Genomic DNA, 18,125 nt, shown 5'->3' on the forward strand with positions numbered 1-18,125 from the left:
CTCATGGAACAGACGACCTCTCCGCGTCCCACGCTGCGTGTGAGCGATGATCGGACCTTCATCGAGGCCGAGGCGGCCTTGGAGAAGGCCGGCCGCGTGGAGGAGCTGATCCGCCTGTACGAGGGGCGCTCGCGCGACGTTCCGGCGGACGAGGCGGTGCGTCTGTTGTGCCGCGCGGGGGAGCTGGCCCATGAGCGTCAGCGCAACGCGCCGCGCGCGGAGGAGCTCCTCAAGCGCGCGCTGCTGGTGGCGCGTGATCCGCTGCCCGCATTGCGGGGCTTGAAGCGGTTGCATGAGATTCGCCAGGACTCGGCCGCGCTCGCGGACGTGCTGGAGCGGCTTGGCTCCGCGACGCAGGGCGAGGAGAGCGCGGGCCACTACCTGAAGGCAGCGGACCTCTACGAGCAGAAGCTGTTCCGCCGGGACCGCGCGGTGCTGTGTCTTCAGCGCGCCGCGCGGGCGAAGCCGGAGCGCAACACGTTCCGGCGCGTGCGGCAGTTGTTGCTGGCGGAGGAGCGCTTCCAGCCCGCGTTCGAGGCGTTGCAGCGCGAGCGCGCGGCGCTCGGCGACACCGGCATGGCCGAGGAGTACGCGGCCCTGGCGGAGCGGCTGGTGGATGACCCCACCGAGCACGCGCTGACGCAGCAGGTGCTGGAGGTCGCGCGGACGCTGGAGCCGCAGAACGCGCGGGTGGAGAAGGCGACGCGGGCGCTCCAGCGCTTCGAGCAGCTCTGGCGCGACAAGGTCCGCATGCTGCGCTCCATGTCGCTGGAGGAGCGCGACCGCAAGAGCGCGGCGAGGTTGTCGCTGCTCGTGGCCAAGCTGTTCGCCTGGTACGACCCCGGCGCGGCGGGGAAGGTGAAGGAGGCGCTGGATCGCTGCTTCCTGCTGTGGCCGGCCATGCCCGAGGCGCTGACGCTCATCGAGAAGCTGGCCGAGCGCGCGGGAGACTTCGCGCCCGCGATGGCCCAGTTCGAGGCGATGGCCGGGGAGGCGCGGGACCGCACGGCCCAGGTCGACCTGTGGCTGCGTCTGGGCATGCTGCGCCTGGGGCGGATGAACGACGCGGCGGCCGCGCTGGCGGCCTTCGAGAAGGCCGTGGCGGCGGATGCCTCGCGCGCGGACGCCGCCAGCCTCGCGGCGGAGTTGATGCTGGAGCAGGGACGTTCCGCGGACGCGGTGGCCACGCTGGAGCGCTACCTGGGGACGGTGAAGGACCGCTCGGTGCAGGCCGGGCTGCGGCTGCGGCTGGCGGACCTGTGCCTCTACCAGGTGAAGGATCCGGACGCGGCGCGCGGCCACCTGGAGACGGCGCTGAAGCTCGACCCCACGAACGCGCTGGCGGCCTTCCAACTCGCGCGGCTCCTGGCGGAGGACGACAAGCCCGAGGAGGTCCTCCCGCTGTTGGACCTCGCCATGCTCGCCCCTCGCCCGCGCGCGGAGCGGGTGGCCTTCTGCGAGGCCCTGGCGCTGATGTTCGAGGAGCAGGAGAACGCGCGCGGTGCGTTCGACGTGCTCGCGCGGGCCCTGGAGTTGGATCCGGCGCGACCGCTGCTGATGAACTCGGTGGTGGAGCATGCGCAGGCGGCGGGCGCGCAGCCGGCGCTGGCCTCGGCGCTGCTCCGGGCGGCTCAGGCCGCGACCACCGCGCCCGAGGTGGCGTTGGCGATGTGGCGCCACCTGGCGCAGTTGCTCCAGGGCGCGCTCGCGGATCCCGTTCGCGCGGAGGCCGCATGGCGCGAGGTGTTGGCGCGTGCGCCGGGGGATTCCGCCGCGACGGAGGCGGTGCGCTCGCTGCAAGCGGCTGCTGCCTTGGCGGATGACCCGAAGGTGCGGCTGGAGACGGACATCGGCCGGCGCGAGGCCGCCGGCGCGCCGCCCGAGGAACTCGAGCCGCTCGTGCGTCAGTGGGTGCAACTCGCGCCCGAGGACGCCGCCCCGGTGCACAAGCTGCAGGCCCTGTGCGTGGCGCTGTCCAAGTTCGACGAGGCCGCGGCGTTGGCGGGTCGGCTGGTGACGCTGGCGGAGTCGCAGCTCGAGCGCAACGAGTGGACGGCGCGGCAGGCGAAGCTCTACGCGGAGCGGCTCGGCCGGCAAGAGGACGCGGCGGATCTGTTCCTCGGGCTGTTGTCGGAGAACGTGTCGTCGGGCGTGGTCGTGGGCGGACTGGAGCGGCTCGCCACGAATGGCATCCGGACCGAGGAGATCGCCGCGGCCCTCGCGGGCCACTACGGCCGCACGGGAGACCACCAGCGACAGGTGGCGGCGCTGCAGCGGCAGCTCGACGCGGTGACCGAGCCCGCGGGCCGCAAGCGCTTGTTGGGGCTCCTGGCGGGGATCCACGAGAAGCAGCTCGCGGACAGCCGGGCCGCGTTCGATGTGCGGTTGCGCGCGCTGCGCGAGGACCCTCGCGATGACGCGAACCGCGCGGAATCGCAGCGGCTGGCGCGGGACCTGTCCGCGCACGCGGAGCTGGGCCGCGCGCTGCGCACGCTGGCCACCGAGGCCGACGAGCCGACGCTCGCGGTGCAACTGCTGACCGAGGCCGCGACGCTGGCTGAGGAAGGCGGCATGGTCGCCGAGGCCGTGGCCGCGCTGGAGGCGGGCCTGACGCGCGCGCCGGAGTCGCCTCAGGTGTTGGAGCGGCTCGTTCGCCTGTATGGCCGGGCTGGGCGCTCGGCGGATGCCGAGACACTGCTGCGCAAGCGCATCCACGCGACGCGGGGCCCCGAGCGGTTGGAGATGCTCTTGCGGTTGGTGGACCTCAACGTGGAGTTGGGTCGTCCCGCGCAGGCCGCGGAGGCGCTCAACTCCGCGCTGTCGCACGGCGCGGAAGAAGGCCGCCACCTGCCGCGCCTGGCCGAGCTGTATGAGAAGGCCGGCCAGACGCGCGAGTTGGGCGAGACGTTGGCTCGGATGATTGCGCTGGCGGAGTCCGCGGGGAACGCGGACACGGTGTCGCGCCTGAAGCTGCGCCGCGCCCAACTGCTCCAGGGCTCGCAGGACGGCAGCGACGAGGCGGTGCAGAGCTACGCGGACCTCCTTCGCCAGCGGCCGTCGGATCCAGACGCGTTGGCGGCCCTGGAGGCCATGCTCGCCGAGGGGCCATCGCGTGAGGCCGCGGCTCGGGCACTGGTTCCGGCGTACGAGCGCACCAAGGACCACCGCAAGATGGTGGCCACGCTCGACATGCTGGCCGAGGTGGCGCGTGACGACGCGCAGCGCGTGCAGGCCCTGCGGCACGCGGCGCAGGTTCACCTGACGCACCTGCGACAACCCGAGCTGGCCTTCTCCGCCTTGGCGCGCGCCCTGCGGTTGACGCCAGCGGACGCGGGCCTGCGGGCCACCGCGCGGCAGGCCGCCGAGGACGCGGATGCGCTGGACAGCTATGCGGAGATCCTCTCCGAGCTGACGGAGGAGGGCGAGGTGGGTGCGGCCCGCGGCGCGCTGCTGCGCGAGCTGGCCGAGGTCCAGGAGAAGAAGCTCGACGACAAGGCAGGCGCGGTGAAGGCCCTGCGCGCGCTGCTGGTGCTGGAGCCCGGCAACCTCGACTGTCTGCGCGCGCTCCAGCGATTGCATCGCGCGAGCGAGGAGTGGGCGGCGTTGGCGGAGGTGCTGGAGAAGCTGGCCGGCGCTTCAGGCGAGGCGTCCGAGCAGCTCGCGTATCTGCGCGAGGCCGCGCTGCTCCACGATACGAAGCTCACCGACAAGGAGAGCGCCGCGGACGCGTGGCGCGCCATCGCGGAGCGTGACCCCGCGCAGCGCGAGGCCGCCGCGGCGTTGGATCGGCTCTACACGGAGCTGGGGCGCAACGCGGACCTGGCCTGGGTGCTGGCGCTGCGTCGCAACCAGGAGGGCCAGAGTCCGCAGGGGCGCGAGGTCTCCTTCCGTCTCGCGGAGTTGCAGCGCACCGTCCTGGATGACGCGAACGCCGCGTTGGGCCTCTACAAGCGCATCCTCGCCGAGGACCCGGGTCATCCGGGCGCGCGCGCGGGGTTGGAGTCCTGGGTGAAGGCGGCGGTGCCCACGAGTGGCGCCGCGCTGGAGGTTTTGGACAAGGTGCTGGAGCAGGTGGGCGACCATGCCCGCCGGGTCAGCCTGCGCGAGACGCGAATGGAGTCCGCGCTCACCGTCGAGAAGATCATCCTCGCCGGAGAGGTACGCCGCATCTACGAGCGCGACATGCAGCAGCCGTCGCTTGCCTTCATGTCGGCGGTGAAGACCTTCGCCGCGGGCCTGGACCGGGACGGCGTGCGCGCGGACCTGGAGCGCCTCGCTCGAGAGACTGGCAGCCACGAGGTGCTGGCGGAGATCTACGAGACGGCGGCGGTGGACCTCACCTCCGGTGACCCCGCCGCGCTCGAGCTGCTGCGCCGCGCGGCCGAGCTGCGCGAGCAGTTGGATCAGCCCGAGGAGTCCGCGCGGCTGTGGAAGAACCTGCTCGCGGATGCGCCGCAGGACCGGCAAGCACTGGAGGCGCTGTCCCGACTCTACGAGAAGGGCCAGAACGCGAAGAGCCTCTCCGAGGTGTACGCCAAGCAGGCGCTGCTCTCCACGGATCCAGAGGCGCGCCTCGGGCTGCTCCTGAAGGCCGGCGAGGCCTACGCCAACGCGGGCGACGACGCGAAGGCCATCGAGGCCCTGCGCTCCGCGCTCGCGCTGCGCAAGGTTCCCGAAGGGTTGCTCGCGCTGGAGAAGCTGTACGCCAAGACGCGGCGCTTCGTGGAGCAGGCGGACGTGCTGGAGCAACTCGCGGAGGTGGCCGCGGACGAGCCCTCGCGGCGCAGTTGGCTGCTCAAACGCGCGCAGCTCCTCGAGAAGGAAGTGGGCGCCGCCGAGTCGCTGCCGGTGTACCGGCGGCTGCTGGAGAACGCGCCCGGTGACAATCAGGTGGTCGCGGGGCTGGAGCGCTTGCTGTCGCATGACGGGCCGCGCATCGAGGCGGCGCGTCTGCTCGAGCCCGTCTATCGCGGGATCAACGACACGCGGAAGCTGGTCGACGTGCTCGAAGTCCTGCTCCCGGGGGTCCAGCCTGAGAAGCGGCTGGAGCGCATCCAGGAGATCGCCACGCTGCGCGAGGCGCTGGGGCAGACCTCGCTCGCGTTCGTCGCGCGCCTGCGCGCCTTCAACGAGTTCCCCGGCGAGACGTCGGTCCGGGACGAACTGGAGCGGCTCGCGGCCGACTCGGGCTCGTTCGAGGAGGTGTCGGCGGCCTACGAGGATCAGCTCGAACGGGACGCCGCCGAGCCGCTCGCCGGTGACCTGTGGCGCCGGCTGGCGGCCATCTATGACAACCGCCTGAAGCGCTACGACCTGGCGGTGCGCGCGCTCGAGGAAGTGAGCCGTCGCGATCCGAAGAACAAGACGGTGCTGGAAGCCATCGCGCGCGTCCATCGCCGCACGGGCGCGCACCGCGAACTGGCGCTGGTGATGCGGCGGCAGGTGGCGGCCGAGCAGAACGCCAGCTCGCAGGTGAACCTGCTCTTCGAGCTGGCGCACCTGGCGGAGGAGACGCTCGCGGATAAGTCGCTGGCCGCTCAGGCCTATCGCGAGGTGCTGGAGCTTCGGCCGGAGAACACCAACGCGTTGAAGCTCTTGGGGCGCGTGCTGGCCGAGATGGAGCGCTGGCCGGAGCTGGCCCAGCACGTCGAGCGCGAGATTCAGCTCGCGGACGCGCGCGGCGCGCAGGAGGAGGCGTCGGATCTGCGCGTGCGCCTCGGACGGCTCAAGGTTGGCCGTCTGGACGACCCGCGCGGCGCGCTGGAGCTGTACCAGACGGTGCTGTCGCGTCGCTCCGGACACGCGGGCGCGGTGGGCGCGCTCGAGGAGATGGCTCGCTCGGAGAGCCCGCTGCGAGGCGCGGCGGCGCAGGCCCTGGAGCCTGTCTTCGCGTCGGTGGGCAATCACCTGAAGCAGGTGGAGATGCTGGAGTCGCGCGCCTCCGCGGAGCCCGTTCCGCAGGAGCGCGCCGCGCTGCTGCGCCGCATCTCAGAGACCTACGCCGGGCCGTTGGAGAATCCGGAGATGGCCTTCCTGGCCGCCACGCGCGCGCTGCGGGAGCTGCCGGACGACCTGCGCTCGCTGGAGCTGTGCGTCTCGCTGGTGGACAAGGCCGAGGCCCCCGAGGAGCTGTGCGCGGTGTTGCTGGAGGTCGCCCCCAAGGCGAGTGACAGCGCGCGTGCGGAGCTGTACCGCGCGCTCGGTCGCATGCAGGTGGACCTGGGCGAGCCCGTCGAGGCGCTCGCGTCGTGGAAGAAGGTCCTCGAACTCAAGCCCACGGATCAGGAAGCGCTGGATGGCACGGCGCGCCTGGTCGCCTCGCAGGGCAAGCCGACGGAGCTGCTGGAGGTCTTGCGCCGGCAGCTCGCGCTGTCCGAGGAGCCGGCGCGTCGCGCGGCCGTGCTGCTTCAGATTGGCACCGTCCAGGACGAGCAGCTCAAGGACTCGCTGGCCGCACTGGCCACGTTCCGGCGCCTGCTGGAGCTCAAGCCGGACGACACCGCGGCGCTCGAGAAGATGGAAGCGCTCTGCCAGAAGCAGGAGCGCTGGCCGGAGCTGGCGGACGTGCTGGCGCGTCGCATCGCGCAGCTCGGGCCCGAGGAGGGCTTGGAGCTGAAGTTCCGGCTGGCCTCGGTGCGCGAGTCCAAGCTGATGGACAAGTCTGGAGCGCTGGCGCTCTATGGCGAGGTCCTCGCGGTCCAGCCGAACCATGCGGGCGCGGTGGGCCGCATGGAGGCGCTGGTGAATCGCGAGCCGCAGAACCTGCTCGCGGTGGAGACGTTGCTGCGCGCCTTCCGCGCGAGCGGCGACGTGGCGCGTCTGGCGCAAGTCATCGAGGTCCGCGTTGGCGTGTCGCGTGACGCGCTGGAGCGCAAGCAACTGCTGGGGGAGCTGGCCACGTTGCGCGAGGCGCAGGGTGAGTCGGAGCTGGCCTTCCTGGCCCTCTTCCGTGGCTTCAAGGAGGACCCGAACGACGCGGAGGTGCGCCGGCGGCTCGAAGACGCCACGGATGCCTCGGGCAGCTACGACGAACTCGTGGTGGCATACGAGGAAGCCCTCCCGCGCGTGGCCGAAGCGGCCGACGCCGCCGACGTCTGCCTCAAGTTGGGCCAGATGTTGGAGACGAAGCTGCGGGATCCCGACCGCGCCGTCTCGTACTACGAGCGGGCGCGCACCCTGCACGCGTCGGTGCAGGACAAGGCGCTGGTCGCGTTGGATCGCCTCTACGTGGAGCTGGAGGCGTGGCCGGAACTGGCGGGCGTGTTGGAGGCGCTCGCCGCGGGTGGCGCCAACGTGGCGGACCGCGTGGGCTTCCTCTTCCGGCTCGGTCAGCTCTACCAGGAGCGGTTGGACAGCCCGGATCGCGCCGCGGGGGCGTACGAGTCCATCCTCGCGTTGGATCCAGGACACCTCGCCTCGGCGCGCCTGCTCGAGGGCATCTACGAGGCGGCCAATGCCTCGGAGAAGCTCTACGGCATCCTGAAGCTTCAGGCGGACAAGGCCATTGGCGCCGAGCGCGACCGGGTGCTGGCCAAGATGGCCCAGGTGTCCGCCGAGGGCCTGGCGGACCTGGACCGCTCCATCGAGCTGTATCGCGAGCTGCTCGCGAAGAACGCGCGCAACGAGCAGGCGTTCTCCGCGTTGGAGTCGCTGTACGAGCGCGCCAATCGTCCCGAGGATCTCCGCGCGTTGTTGGAGGGCCGGCTCGCGCTCACGTTGGATCCGCGCGAGGTGGTGCGGCTCAACGAGCGACTCGGGCGCGTGGTGTACCGCCTGCTCAAGCAGCCCGAAGCAGCGGTGCCGTTCTTCAAGGCCGCGCTGGACCGCGACGCGCGCCACCGCGGCGTGTTGGACACGCTGCGCGAGCTGTACGACGAGACGGGCCAGCGCGAGGAGTTGGTGGGGGTGCTGCGCCGCCTCATCCCGCTCCAGGAGAGCAGTGAGGGGGTCAAGGCGCTGCGCCTGCGATTGGCCGAGGTGCTCGCGGGGATGGGGCGCCGCGAGGAGGCGCTGGACGCGGCCCGGCGCGCGCTGGAGGTGGAGCCGCACGCGGTCGCGGACCTGGAGCGCGTCAACGCGCTGTTCGCCTCACTGCGAGCGTGGAACGACGCGGTGCGCGCCCTGGAGTTGAAGGTCCAGGTGCACCTCGGCGCCGAGGAGCGCGAGCAGGCCGTTGCCACGTACTTCGCCGTCGCGGACCTGTGGGAGGGCCCTGGCGCCAAGCCGGAGCTGTCCGCGGGCGCGCTGGAGCGCGTGCTGGAGCTCGACCCCGCCAATCGCACGGCCTACGAGCGGGCGTGCACGCTGTACCGCTCGCACAATGACTGGCGCGCTTACGCCACGGTCATGGACCGGTACATGCCTCACCTCGTCACGGACGAGGAGAAGCTGGCCGCGTTGCGCGAGCTGGCGCGCGTGCAAGAGGAGCGGCTCGGTCAGAAGGACGTGGCGTTCCTCGCGCTGTGCCGCGCGTTGCAGCTCGACGCCTCGGACGACTCGCTGCGCGAGGAAGTCGAGCGGCTCGCGGACGAGACGGGGAGCCACGAGGAACTGGCCGCGGTCTACGATCAGGTGGCGGACGACCTGCCGCGCGGGCCTCTCGCCGAGCGCATCTACGCCACGCTGGCGCGCGTGCACGACACGCGGCTGGATGATCCACAGGCCGCCGAAGCAGCGTTCCGGAAGATCCTCGAGTTCGACCCGACGAACGCCACCGCGCTGGACGGCCTGGCGGCGGTGTTCCAGCGTCGGGGACGGGATCGCGAGTACGTGGTGGCGCTCGAGCAGAAGCTCGAAGCGGCCGGATCCATCGAGGCGCGCAAGTCCATCCTGCGAGAGATCGCCCGTGTCTGGGACGAGAAGCTGGAGGACCCGTCGGAGTCCGCCAGCGCGCTCTTGCGCGCGTTGGACCTGGAGCCGGACCTGGAGACGCTCGGGGTCCTCACCGCGCTGTATCGGCGGGGCAGGGCGTACTCGGACGTGGCCTCGTCGCTGCTTCGCGCGAGGGACCTCGCGGACTCGAATGAGGCGCGGGCGCGCATCCAGGTCGAGGTCGCCGGTGTCTACGAGCGCGACCTCAAGGATGACGAGGCCGCGGTGGCGGCCTATCGGCAGGCCCTCGAGTTCGAGCCCGACAACCGCGAGTCGCTGGAGTCGTTGGAGCGTCTGCACACGCGCTTGGATCAGCCCGCGGATCTGCTCGCCACCTACGAGCGGATGCTGGAGCTGAGCCAGGACTGGCGCGAGAAGGTCCGCGTCCTGTTCCGCAGCGCGACCATCTGGGAGGACACGTACCAGAACCCGGCCAACGCGGACGCGTGCGTGGAGGGCGTGCTCTCCATCGACTCGACGAACGTGCAGGCCATCAAGGCCCTCATCCGCTTGCGGCGCGCGCAGGCGCGCTGGGAAGACCTCATCGCCGCCTTCGAGCGACAGCTCGCGCTGGCCACGAGCCCGCAGGAGCAGGCGGAGCTGTACGTCGAGATCGGCAACGTGCAGTACCAGCAGCTCAAGGCGTTGAACAAGGCCGTGAACAGCTACCACGCGGCGCTCTCGGCGGACCCCACGAGCCGGCCCGCCCTGCACGCGCTGGGCACGCTCTACGAGCGCAGTGGCAACTGGCCCTTCGCGCTGGAGATGCTGCAAAAGGAGGCGGAGCTGGCGGGCCAGTCTCCCGAGGCGGTGGAACTCTGGTACCGCTTGGGGAAGATCAACGAGGACATGCTGATGGACTCCGGCAGTGCCCGGAACGCCTATCAACAGGCCCTCGCCGTGGACGCGAGCCACCTGCCGAGCATCCGCGCCCTCAAGGGCATCCAGGAGCAGGAGAAGGATTGGGGCGGCTACGAGCAGACGCTCTTGCAGGAGGCCCGGCAGACCGAGGACCCCGAGGCGAAGGGGCGCGCGCTGCTCGACGTCGCGCGCTACCACGCCGAGACGCGCGAGGATCGCGAGACGGCCACGGGCTACTGGGAGGAGACGCTCAAGCACATCCCGGACAGCCTGGAGGCGGCGCGGCCGTTGGCCGACATCTACATCGCTCGCGAGGACTGGTCCGCGGGCGAGCGGATGCTCGACATCGTCACGCGGAAGATGGCCGAGAAGGCCATGGCGGAGAAGGACGGAGCGCTCGCCGCCGAGCTGTGCCGCCAGCTCTACCGCCTGGGCTACGTGGCGGAGAAGCTCGGCCGTCGTGACAAGGCCCTCAAGGTCTACGAGAAGGCCTACGAGTTGGACGCCACGTACCTGCCCGCGCTGGAGGGGTACGGCAACCTGCTCGTCCAGGCGCGTCGCTTCGAGGACGCGCTCAAGGTCTTCCAGACCATCCTCATCCACCACCGCGAGGAGCTGACCGACCTGGAAGTGGTGGAGGTGTACTGGCAGCTCGGTGACGTGCACGCGGCGCTGGGACAGGCCGACCGGGCGCAGAACCACTTCGAGAAGGCGCTGGCGTTGGATCCGGGCCACGAGCCCACGCTGCGCGCGCTCGTGGCGCTGATGGACAAGGCGGGCAAGTACGAGAAGTCTGCCGAGCTGCGCCAGCAACTCGTCGGCGTGGTGGAGGGCGACGCGAAGATCCGCGTGTTCCTCGAGCTGGGGCGCATCGCGAGGGATCAGCTCAATGATCCGTACATGGCCATCGACGCCTTCAGTGGCGCGCTCAAGGTCGACCCCACCTCGCCCGAGGTCATGGACGCGCTCTACGTGCTCCTGCGCGAGACGCGCCAGGGGCAGAAGGCGGCGGATGTCCTCACGCGAATGCTCGCGCTGCCGGCGCTGTCCTCCGAGCCACACAAGGCCAAGCGCGTGTGGTTCGCGCTGGGAGAGATTCGGCGCGACGAGCTGAAGGACGTCGAGGGGGCGACCCAGGCCTTCAACGCCGCGCTCGATCTGGACCATCGCTTCGTGGAGGCCTTCAGCGCCCTGGAGGCGCTGCTCGGCGGTGCGCGGCAGTGGAAGGTCCTCGAGGAGAACTACACGCGGATGCTGGGCCGTCTGCCCAAGACGCCCGACACCCACGCGGCGCGCATGACGCTCTGGCGGGCACTGGGCGATCTGTATCTCCAGGTGCTCAAGAGCCCCGAAGGCGCGGTCGCGGCCTACGGCGTCGCGGCCAAGGGCCTGCCCGACGATGCGAGCGTGCAGGAGACCTTCGCCGAGGTCGCCGGCGCCATGCCCGGCAAGGAGGACGAGGCCATCGCCGCGCTGCGCCGCGCTCTGCCCAACACCCAGAACGCGCGCAAGGTGGTGGGGCACCTCGTGCGCCTGTCCGCGCTGCGCAAGGACTATGACGCGGCCTGGCTCGCGGCCCAGGCCGTGACGGGCTTGCTCGGCGAGGCGGGAGAGGACGAGCAGGAGATCCTCACCAAGCTCGGGCCGTACGCGAAGAAGAAGGAGCTGGCGCAGCGTCCGTTGACGGATCGCCTGTGGCAGACGCACCTGTTCCACCCGAAGGTGCGGGGGCCGCTGTCCGAGCTGCTGGGCCTGCTCTTCGAGAAGGCGGGGCACCTGTACGCCGTGCCCTTCACGCAGTACCAGCTCGTGCCCAAGAAGCACCGCATCGACGTGGCGACGGCGCAGGAGTACCACGTCAACCACTACCGCTACGTGGCGCGGCTGTTCGGCATGGAGGCGGTGGAGTTGTACTCGGCGTTCCTCGTGGCGACGCGCGAGCGCCTCGCGAAGCGCTCCAACGATCCGGCTCCCGAGCCGCTCATCAACGTCGAGCTGCTCCAGACGCACCCGGCCTCGTTGCGCGTCGGTGGCAAGTACTTCGCGGAGCAGGGACAGAAAGAGGTCTACTACCTGCTGGGTCGCACCCTGGCGCTGGCACGTCCGGAGCTTTCGCTCAGCCAACGCGTGGCGCCCGAGCGCCTCGAGGCCGTGGTCCAGGCCGCGCTCACGCTGGTCGTGGGCAACGTGCGGCTGACGGTGGACCCGCGCGCGGTGGACGCGGAGCGTCGCTTGCTGGAGAAGAGCCTCAGTGAGCCGGACCGCGCAGCGCTCGCGAAGGTCGCTCGGGCCTACCTGCCCACGGCGACCCCCCAGGACGTGAAGAACTGGCTGGAGGGCGCCGAGCTTACGGCGTCACGCGCTGGACTCTTCGCGGCGGGCGAGCTGGAGCCGGTGCGCCGCATGGTGCAGGGTGAGACGGGCTCGGCCTTCCGCGTGCCCTCGCGCACCAAGCTGCGCGAACTCCTGGTGTTCGCGACCTCCGAGGACCTGCACGACTTGCGAGTGGCCGTGGGAACGCACGTGGAGGTGCAGGTGCGACGGTAGCGCCAGACCCGGACTCCGGGTTCGTGCGTTGAGTAGCATCCGGGCAATCGAGGCGCGCGACCTTGATCTCCCCGGTGGGCACTTCTACGATTCCGACGGGATTTCTTCCGTCATTTCTGAGGGTTGCGGGAAAGATGCGTTTCGTCTGCGACAGCTGCCGCGCGCAGTACATGATCAGCGACGACAAAGTTGGCTCCAAGGGAGTCAAGGTTCGTTGCAAGAAGTGCGGTCACACCATTCTGGTGAGGCCCGCGGGAGCACCGTCGGTGAAGGAGGGCTCGCCGGAGAATGCGCCGGTCGAGACCCCGCCTCCCGCTGCCGGTACACCGCGCGTGGCCGAGCCCGCCGGAACGGGGTTGCCCGCATCGCTGGGCACGCCTCCGGAAGGTGGCCTCTTCACGGACGTGGAGGAGGACGAGATCGGCGCCGTGTTCGATCAAGTGCTGAGCTCCGGCTCGCACAAGATCCCAGCGGGCGAGGCGGTGGGCGCGGCGAAGGATGCCGCATCCGAGACCGTGCGCCGCCTGGCCGAGGCCGAGGAGACCGAGTCGTCGAAGGAAGACGCCAAGCCCAACGCCGCGGCCCACGAGTGGTACGTGGCCATCGAGGAGAAGCAGGTCGGGCCTTGGTCGGTGGAGAAGGTGAAGGACGCCTGGGAGCGCGGCGAGGTCGGGCCGGACAGCCTGTGCTGGCGCTCAGGATTCAGTGATTGGATTCCGCTGTCCGAGACGGCCGAGCTGGCTTCGGTCCTCGCGCCGCGCCCGTCCAAACCTGTCATCGTCGCGCCCGCTCCAGTGTCTTCGTCGTCTCCCTCCGTGGCGGCGGGTCCGGTTGAGTCTGCCTTCAGCGCGGGCAGCTCCAAGTCGGGCCGCACGGAGACGAGCCCCGGTATGGCGTTGGCGCCCGCCGAGGAGTCCGTGGGCTGGAAGCCCTCGGCCGCCAGCGTCCTGGCGTCGCTCGTGAAGGAGGAGAACGAGGCGCTGGCGAAGCCTCCGCCGCGTCCTGCTCCGTCGCTGGAGAAGGAGCCGGTGTCCCAGTCGCGACTGTTGGACGTCCCGATTCCTCCTCCGGAGCCGCTGTCGTCGCCGGGTGCGCCCATGCCGATGATGGGCGCTCCCATGGCTCAGGCGCCCATGGCCTATCCGCCGCAGCATGCGGCGCCCGCGTATGCCCAGCCCGCGCCTGTCTATGCGCAGCCTGCGCCCGCGTACGCGCAGCCCGCGCCTGCCTATCCGCCTCCGGGTTATCCCGTGGGCTACCCGCCGCCGCAGGCCGCGCCTCCCGCGAGTAAGAGCAAGATGCCGCTGATCGCGGGCGGTATCGGCGGGGTACTCATCCTGGGTGTCCTGGCGGTGCTGGCGGTCTCCCGTGGTGGCAACTCGCGCTCTGAAGAGACGCCCGTGCCGCCGGCGCCACCCACGCAAGTGGCGGCCGCGACGCCTCGTCCGAGCGCGGAAATGCCGCCGATGCCTCCGGCTCCGACCGGGACGGTGCAGACGCCGCCGCCCGCTGCGACGCCTCAGGCTGCGGCTCCTGCTCCGGGATCGACTGTGCCCGCGGGAGGGGCGCCAGTCGCTGCGGCGGGTACGCCTCCAGTGGCGGGGGCTGCGACGCCTCCGCCGGGAGGGGCGAGTGCTCCAGTCGCGGCTGTGGCGCCGCCTGTGCCGGCCGCGACGCCTGCCGCGGCTGTGGCGCCCCCGCCGGTCGCTGCGACGCCGACCCCGGCGACGGCTACGCCGCCAGCCATGCCTGGCACGGCGGTGGCGCGCGTGGAGCGCACGCAGACGACCCGTCGCACGGGCACGTCGAGCCGCGTGGGTGGCCACGAAGAAGAGACGCACAGCGCTTCGCAGCACACGGCTTCGTCGTCATCCAACGCGGGTGGTGGGGATGATGAGTTTGACGACCTCTTCGGCACGAAGAAGGCGGCGCCGGTGGCGAAGGCGGGAAGCAAGCCGCCCACGACGTACATTCCGCCCGAGCCTGGTGGTGGCGGCTCGATGCCAGACACGCTTCAGCAGTCGGACATCATGCAGGTGGTGTTGTCGAACAAGCCTGCCATCGTGAAGTGTGTGAGCGAGCAGAAGAAGAAGGACCCGGCGCTGAGTGGCAAGCTGGTGATGCGTTGGACGGTGCAGACGAGCGGCAAGACAACCGCCGTGTCATGTCGCACGGATGAGTTCCGTTCGAGCTACATGGCGAGCTGCATTTCGGGGCTCATCAAGGGCTGGACGTTCCCGCGACACAAGCGCCAGGGCGACCCCATCGATTTCCCGTTCACGTTCTAAAGGACACTGGGGTTGAGGGTGGTACATGACACCCTCGACCCAAGTGTTGGTTTTTGAAGAGGCTGAATATCTGCGGAGTGAGGCCGTCGACACTGATTGACACGTCTGGACAGGGGGGGCTAAAGCCCGCTCAGTCGGTGGCGTCGGGGCTTGGACATTGAGGCCGGAAGCCCCGTGCGACGTTCAAACAGAGGAGGAAGTGCCGAATGCAGCTTCGCAAGATGATGGTGCTGTTTGCCGCGCTGGGTGCGGTGGGGTTGGCGGTCAGCGGGTGTGGTGACGACACGAATACTTCGACGACGTGCACTGCGAACTCGGACTGTGCCGGAACGGAGATTTGCCACCCGACCGCGAAGGTGTGTGTGGCCACGTGTACGGGGGCCTCTGACTGTCCGGACACGGCGAAGAACTGCGCCGCGTTGACGGTGACGGGTGCGGACCCGAGCGTGAAGGTGTGCCAGTGCCAGACGGACGCACTGTGCAACAAGGATGGTAGCCAGGTGTGCTCCAACCTGGACAAGGTGTGCGCGAACAAGTGCACGGCCGACGCCGACTGTGGCTCGGGCCGCACCTGCGACACCGCCTCGGGCCAGTGCAAGGCCGGTTCGACGACGGGCGACACCTGCTCCGGCGAGGGCCAGGCAACGTGCACTTACGGCAGCTTCTGCAGCTCGAGCAAGTGCGCCGCCGTTCCCGCGCCGACCTGCGATAATTTCCAGAACTTTAGCAATAAGTCGGACTTGGGCACCACTGGTCCAATCATCTTCAAGGCTGCAACGACCAGTGCGACGACGGACACGTCGTTCTGTTCTGCATCGGCACCAAAGCGAGTCAAGATCACGATTTCTGCGTACTCAAACACGCCGTTCCCGCAGACGGCAGCAGAGCTGAATGGGCTCTTCTACGTGCTGGTTAATGGTTCGAAGCAGGCGCCGTCGATTAGCAGTTCCTCCGGGAATTACACTGTGACGGGGGCGAACCGGGAACGTGCAGATATCGTTGCCAACCTCTGCGTTTCGGCTACGAGCACGACCACGTCACTGGGTTACTATTTCACGGGCGGAAACTTCTTCTGCTTCCAGTCTGCGTACTGATCAGCGCCGCGCGAGGACTTAGTCTTCAATAGTCCTGCGACGAGTTAGAGCCTCGCTCGAGATTTCATCGAGCGGGGCTCTGTTGTTTAGGGCTAGGGCACTTGAGCGGTTGCTTCATTTGATGTTTGCTGAATTGAGCTGACGCTTTTGCGTCTTAGGGATATGCGCATGAGATCCCATGCGTGCATGGAGGAACGTTCATGTCTTTTAAGACTGTTGTTCAAGTAAGTCTGCTCGTGGCTGGCCTCTGGGCGGGAATGGCAGGTGCTCAAGCAGTTGACTCAGGCTTGCAGTGTCCAAGCGGAACAACTCCGTCTGGCTCCAAGGCAGAGGGCTTATTCTGTCGTAAGCACGAGCTTCGCGGTGGCGGCATGGTCGCACATGGCCCGTATCGTTCGTTTCATGCAAATGGCCAAGCGGCTGCCATTGGGCAATACGCGGACGGATTCAAGACTGGGACATGGTTCTTCTATGATGAACTAGGTAAGGAGTACTCAAGGACCGAATTTCGGGAGAACAAATACCATGGTCAGCGAATCCTCTTCTACCCAAGTGGGAAGCGGCACTTTGTTGAAGAGTATCGCGACGGGGTGAAGAACGGTGTTGTCCAGGAGTTGAGTGAAGATGGTCGGGTTGTTCGCGAATCTAGATTTGAGAATGGGCAGTTGATGCAGATGAAGTGATGGGTTGTTTTGCTGCTTGCGGGAAATGGATGACTCTCTTGCTTGGCGAGAGAGTCAGTTGTTCTTGAATTGCCAAACAGATGCACGATAGCTGAATAGGACCCTGGTTGTGACGGCTCCCTCCTTGGCCCCATCCTTGCCCGCCATCCCTGTTTGCCCTGTGGAGGAAATGGGGTTGCGCGAACTAGAGCGCATCCGCCTTATCCTTCGTGGGGGGTCGGTAATTGACTGGCGGAGAATGCATTTCTCGTCGCGTGACGAGGTGGATGGATTCCTTCGGCTTTGCCAGATTGACGTTTCGCGTCCATTTGATGACGTCTGGGTTCGGACAATCCTGGCCGACGCCGTGGCCTATTTGCGCAGGACGTTTGACTATCGCGTGGCTGATGCGGTGGCCCGGCCTAAGGAAGTTCACGATCTGTTTCTTTATGCGTCTGGCGTGGGTGGTGGGCGGTATAGGAGAATCGCGTGCATTGTTCTCAAGGTGATGCATGTGATTCAGCATATCGAAGGTCGAGACTTGTTGTTTCGATTGGCAGCATCCGAAGCGGAAGTGGCCGAGTTGGTAACGCAGCGGGTGCTCGGTGTTGCTAGGGAAATGAGAGAGAGAGAACTCCCAGTTGTCGAATTCGCGCACTCAATCAAGACGCGCGAGTCGCTCGTGACTAAGTTGATTGCCAAAAAAGAGACTGTTGCTGCACAAGTGTATGACCGTACTAGGTTCCGGATTGTGACGAAACGCAGGGAGGATTTGCTCCCAGTTCTGTATTTCCTGAGTCAGCGATTGTTTCCTTTTAATTTCGTGGTTCCGGGGCAGACCGAGAATAGTCTGATTTCGTTTCGGGAATTGCTGGAAGTTTACCCTAATTTCGAGCGATGTATTCCGGATTTGCATCTTGATCGCGATTTTGAAGACCGAGAAGAACGTGAAGGAAATGTTTTTTCCGGAAGTGGCTACAGGGTGTTGAACTTCGTTGTAGATCTCCCCTTGCGAATGGATGCATATCTTCCGCCGCCAGGGGAAGATTCGCGGGATCGCAAAGGTCGCATAGTCTTTGCTTTGGTAGAGTTTCAGATGATGGACGAGGATACTGCGAGAGGAAATGAGCAGGGAGAGAATGCGCATGAGAACTACAAGCGTCGCCAGCGGCGACGTGTTCTTGGGCGACTGTCTCGTGGATTGGTTGTGCCGAAGCGAAAGCCTTAGAACGTGTTGAAATGGAGTGAAGGGGTTGGCTGGAGTTGCCCTTGTCAAATCGGACACGGTCAGAGGGGTGATGCTTCTCTTCGGTACTCGATGGGGGAACGCATCTTCAGGCCCTTGTGAGGGTGCACGTGATTGTAGTCGTCGAACCACGTGGGCAACTGTCGAAGGACGGCCTTCGCACTGTCCAGGCGAGCCAGGTGGACGTAGTCGCGCTTGAAGCTCTTCACGAAGGACTCCGCCATCCCGTTGCTCTCAGGTGAGTACGCTGGCGTTGTTCGGATGAGCAGGCTCAGCTTTGCGCCGAACGCTCGCGTCTCGTGGGCGGTGTAGGCAGGGCCGTTGTCGGTCAGCCATTCGATGGGGTGCGGCGTCACGCGGCTCCCCGCGCCGAACCGGTACTCCAGCGTCTCGGCCAGCAAGTCCCGCACCAACTCGCCCGTCAGCGCACCCGTGGTGGCCACGAAGCGCATGGCTTCGCGGTCGCAGCAGTCCAACGCGAAGGCCACCTGGACGCGCTCCCCGTTCCAGCATCGAATCTCGAAGCCGTCGGAGCACCAGCGCAGGTCGCTCTTGA

Annotated in this window: 6 protein-coding genes; 5 read left to right on the forward strand and 1 reads right to left on the reverse strand. The window is 68.0% G+C overall.

Annotation, left to right across the window (positions count from 1 at the left end):
* Positions 1-3 precede the first annotated feature (3 nt).
* From KRR26_RS18780 to KRR26_RS18800, 5 genes are all read left to right on the forward strand, one after another.
* Positions 4-12,279, forward strand: a complete 12,276-nt coding sequence (locus tag KRR26_RS18780) for a tetratricopeptide repeat protein (RefSeq protein WP_217080452.1) — start codon at positions 4-6, stop codon at positions 12,277-12,279.
* Positions 12,280-12,413: 134 nt separating this feature from the next.
* Positions 12,414-14,567, forward strand: coding sequence for an adventurous gliding motility protein GltJ (gene gltJ / locus KRR26_RS18785; protein ID WP_217080453.1), 2,154 nt, complete (start codon positions 12,414-12,416; stop codon positions 14,565-14,567).
* Positions 14,568-14,773: 206 nt separating this feature from the next.
* A complete protein-coding gene (locus KRR26_RS18790; RefSeq protein ID WP_217080454.1) occupies positions 14,774-15,661 on the forward strand; it encodes a hypothetical protein in 888 nt (295 codons plus the stop codon).
* Between the two features lie 200 nt (positions 15,662-15,861).
* Entirely contained in the window at positions 15,862-16,344 is a 483-nt protein-coding gene (locus tag KRR26_RS18795; protein ID WP_120208632.1) for a toxin-antitoxin system YwqK family antitoxin, read from the forward strand.
* A gap of 109 nt (positions 16,345-16,453) precedes the next feature.
* A complete protein-coding gene (locus KRR26_RS18800; protein ID WP_233577326.1) occupies positions 16,454-17,551 on the forward strand; it encodes a TIGR04552 family protein in 1,098 nt (365 codons plus the stop codon).
* 59 nt (positions 17,552-17,610) lie between these two features.
* On the opposite strand, the gene KRR26_RS18805 is transcribed toward KRR26_RS18800, so the two are convergent.
* On the reverse strand, positions 17,611-18,125 hold a 515-nt coding region (locus KRR26_RS18805; protein ID WP_217080455.1), incomplete at its 5' end, for a DDE-type integrase/transposase/recombinase.

Origin of the sequence: Citreicoccus inhibens (assembly GCF_019039035.1) — a bacterium.
GTDB classification, from domain to species: domain Bacteria; phylum Myxococcota; class Myxococcia; order Myxococcales; family Myxococcaceae; genus Citreicoccus; species Citreicoccus inhibens.

Bases quoted from the DNA above. Each gene is read 5' to 3' on its own strand.
- KRR26_RS18780 (WP_217080452.1), top strand. From the start codon at position 4: ATGGAACAGACGACCTCTCCGCGTCCCACGCTGCGTGTGAGCGATGAT.
- gltJ (WP_217080453.1), top strand. From the start codon at position 12,414: ATGCGTTTCGTCTGCGACAGCTGCCGCGCGCAGTACATGATCAGCGAC.
- KRR26_RS18790 (WP_217080454.1), top strand. From the start codon at position 14,774: ATGCAGCTTCGCAAGATGATGGTGCTGTTTGCCGCGCTGGGTGCGGTG.
- KRR26_RS18795 (WP_120208632.1), top strand. From the start codon at position 15,862: ATGTCTTTTAAGACTGTTGTTCAAGTAAGTCTGCTCGTGGCTGGCCTC.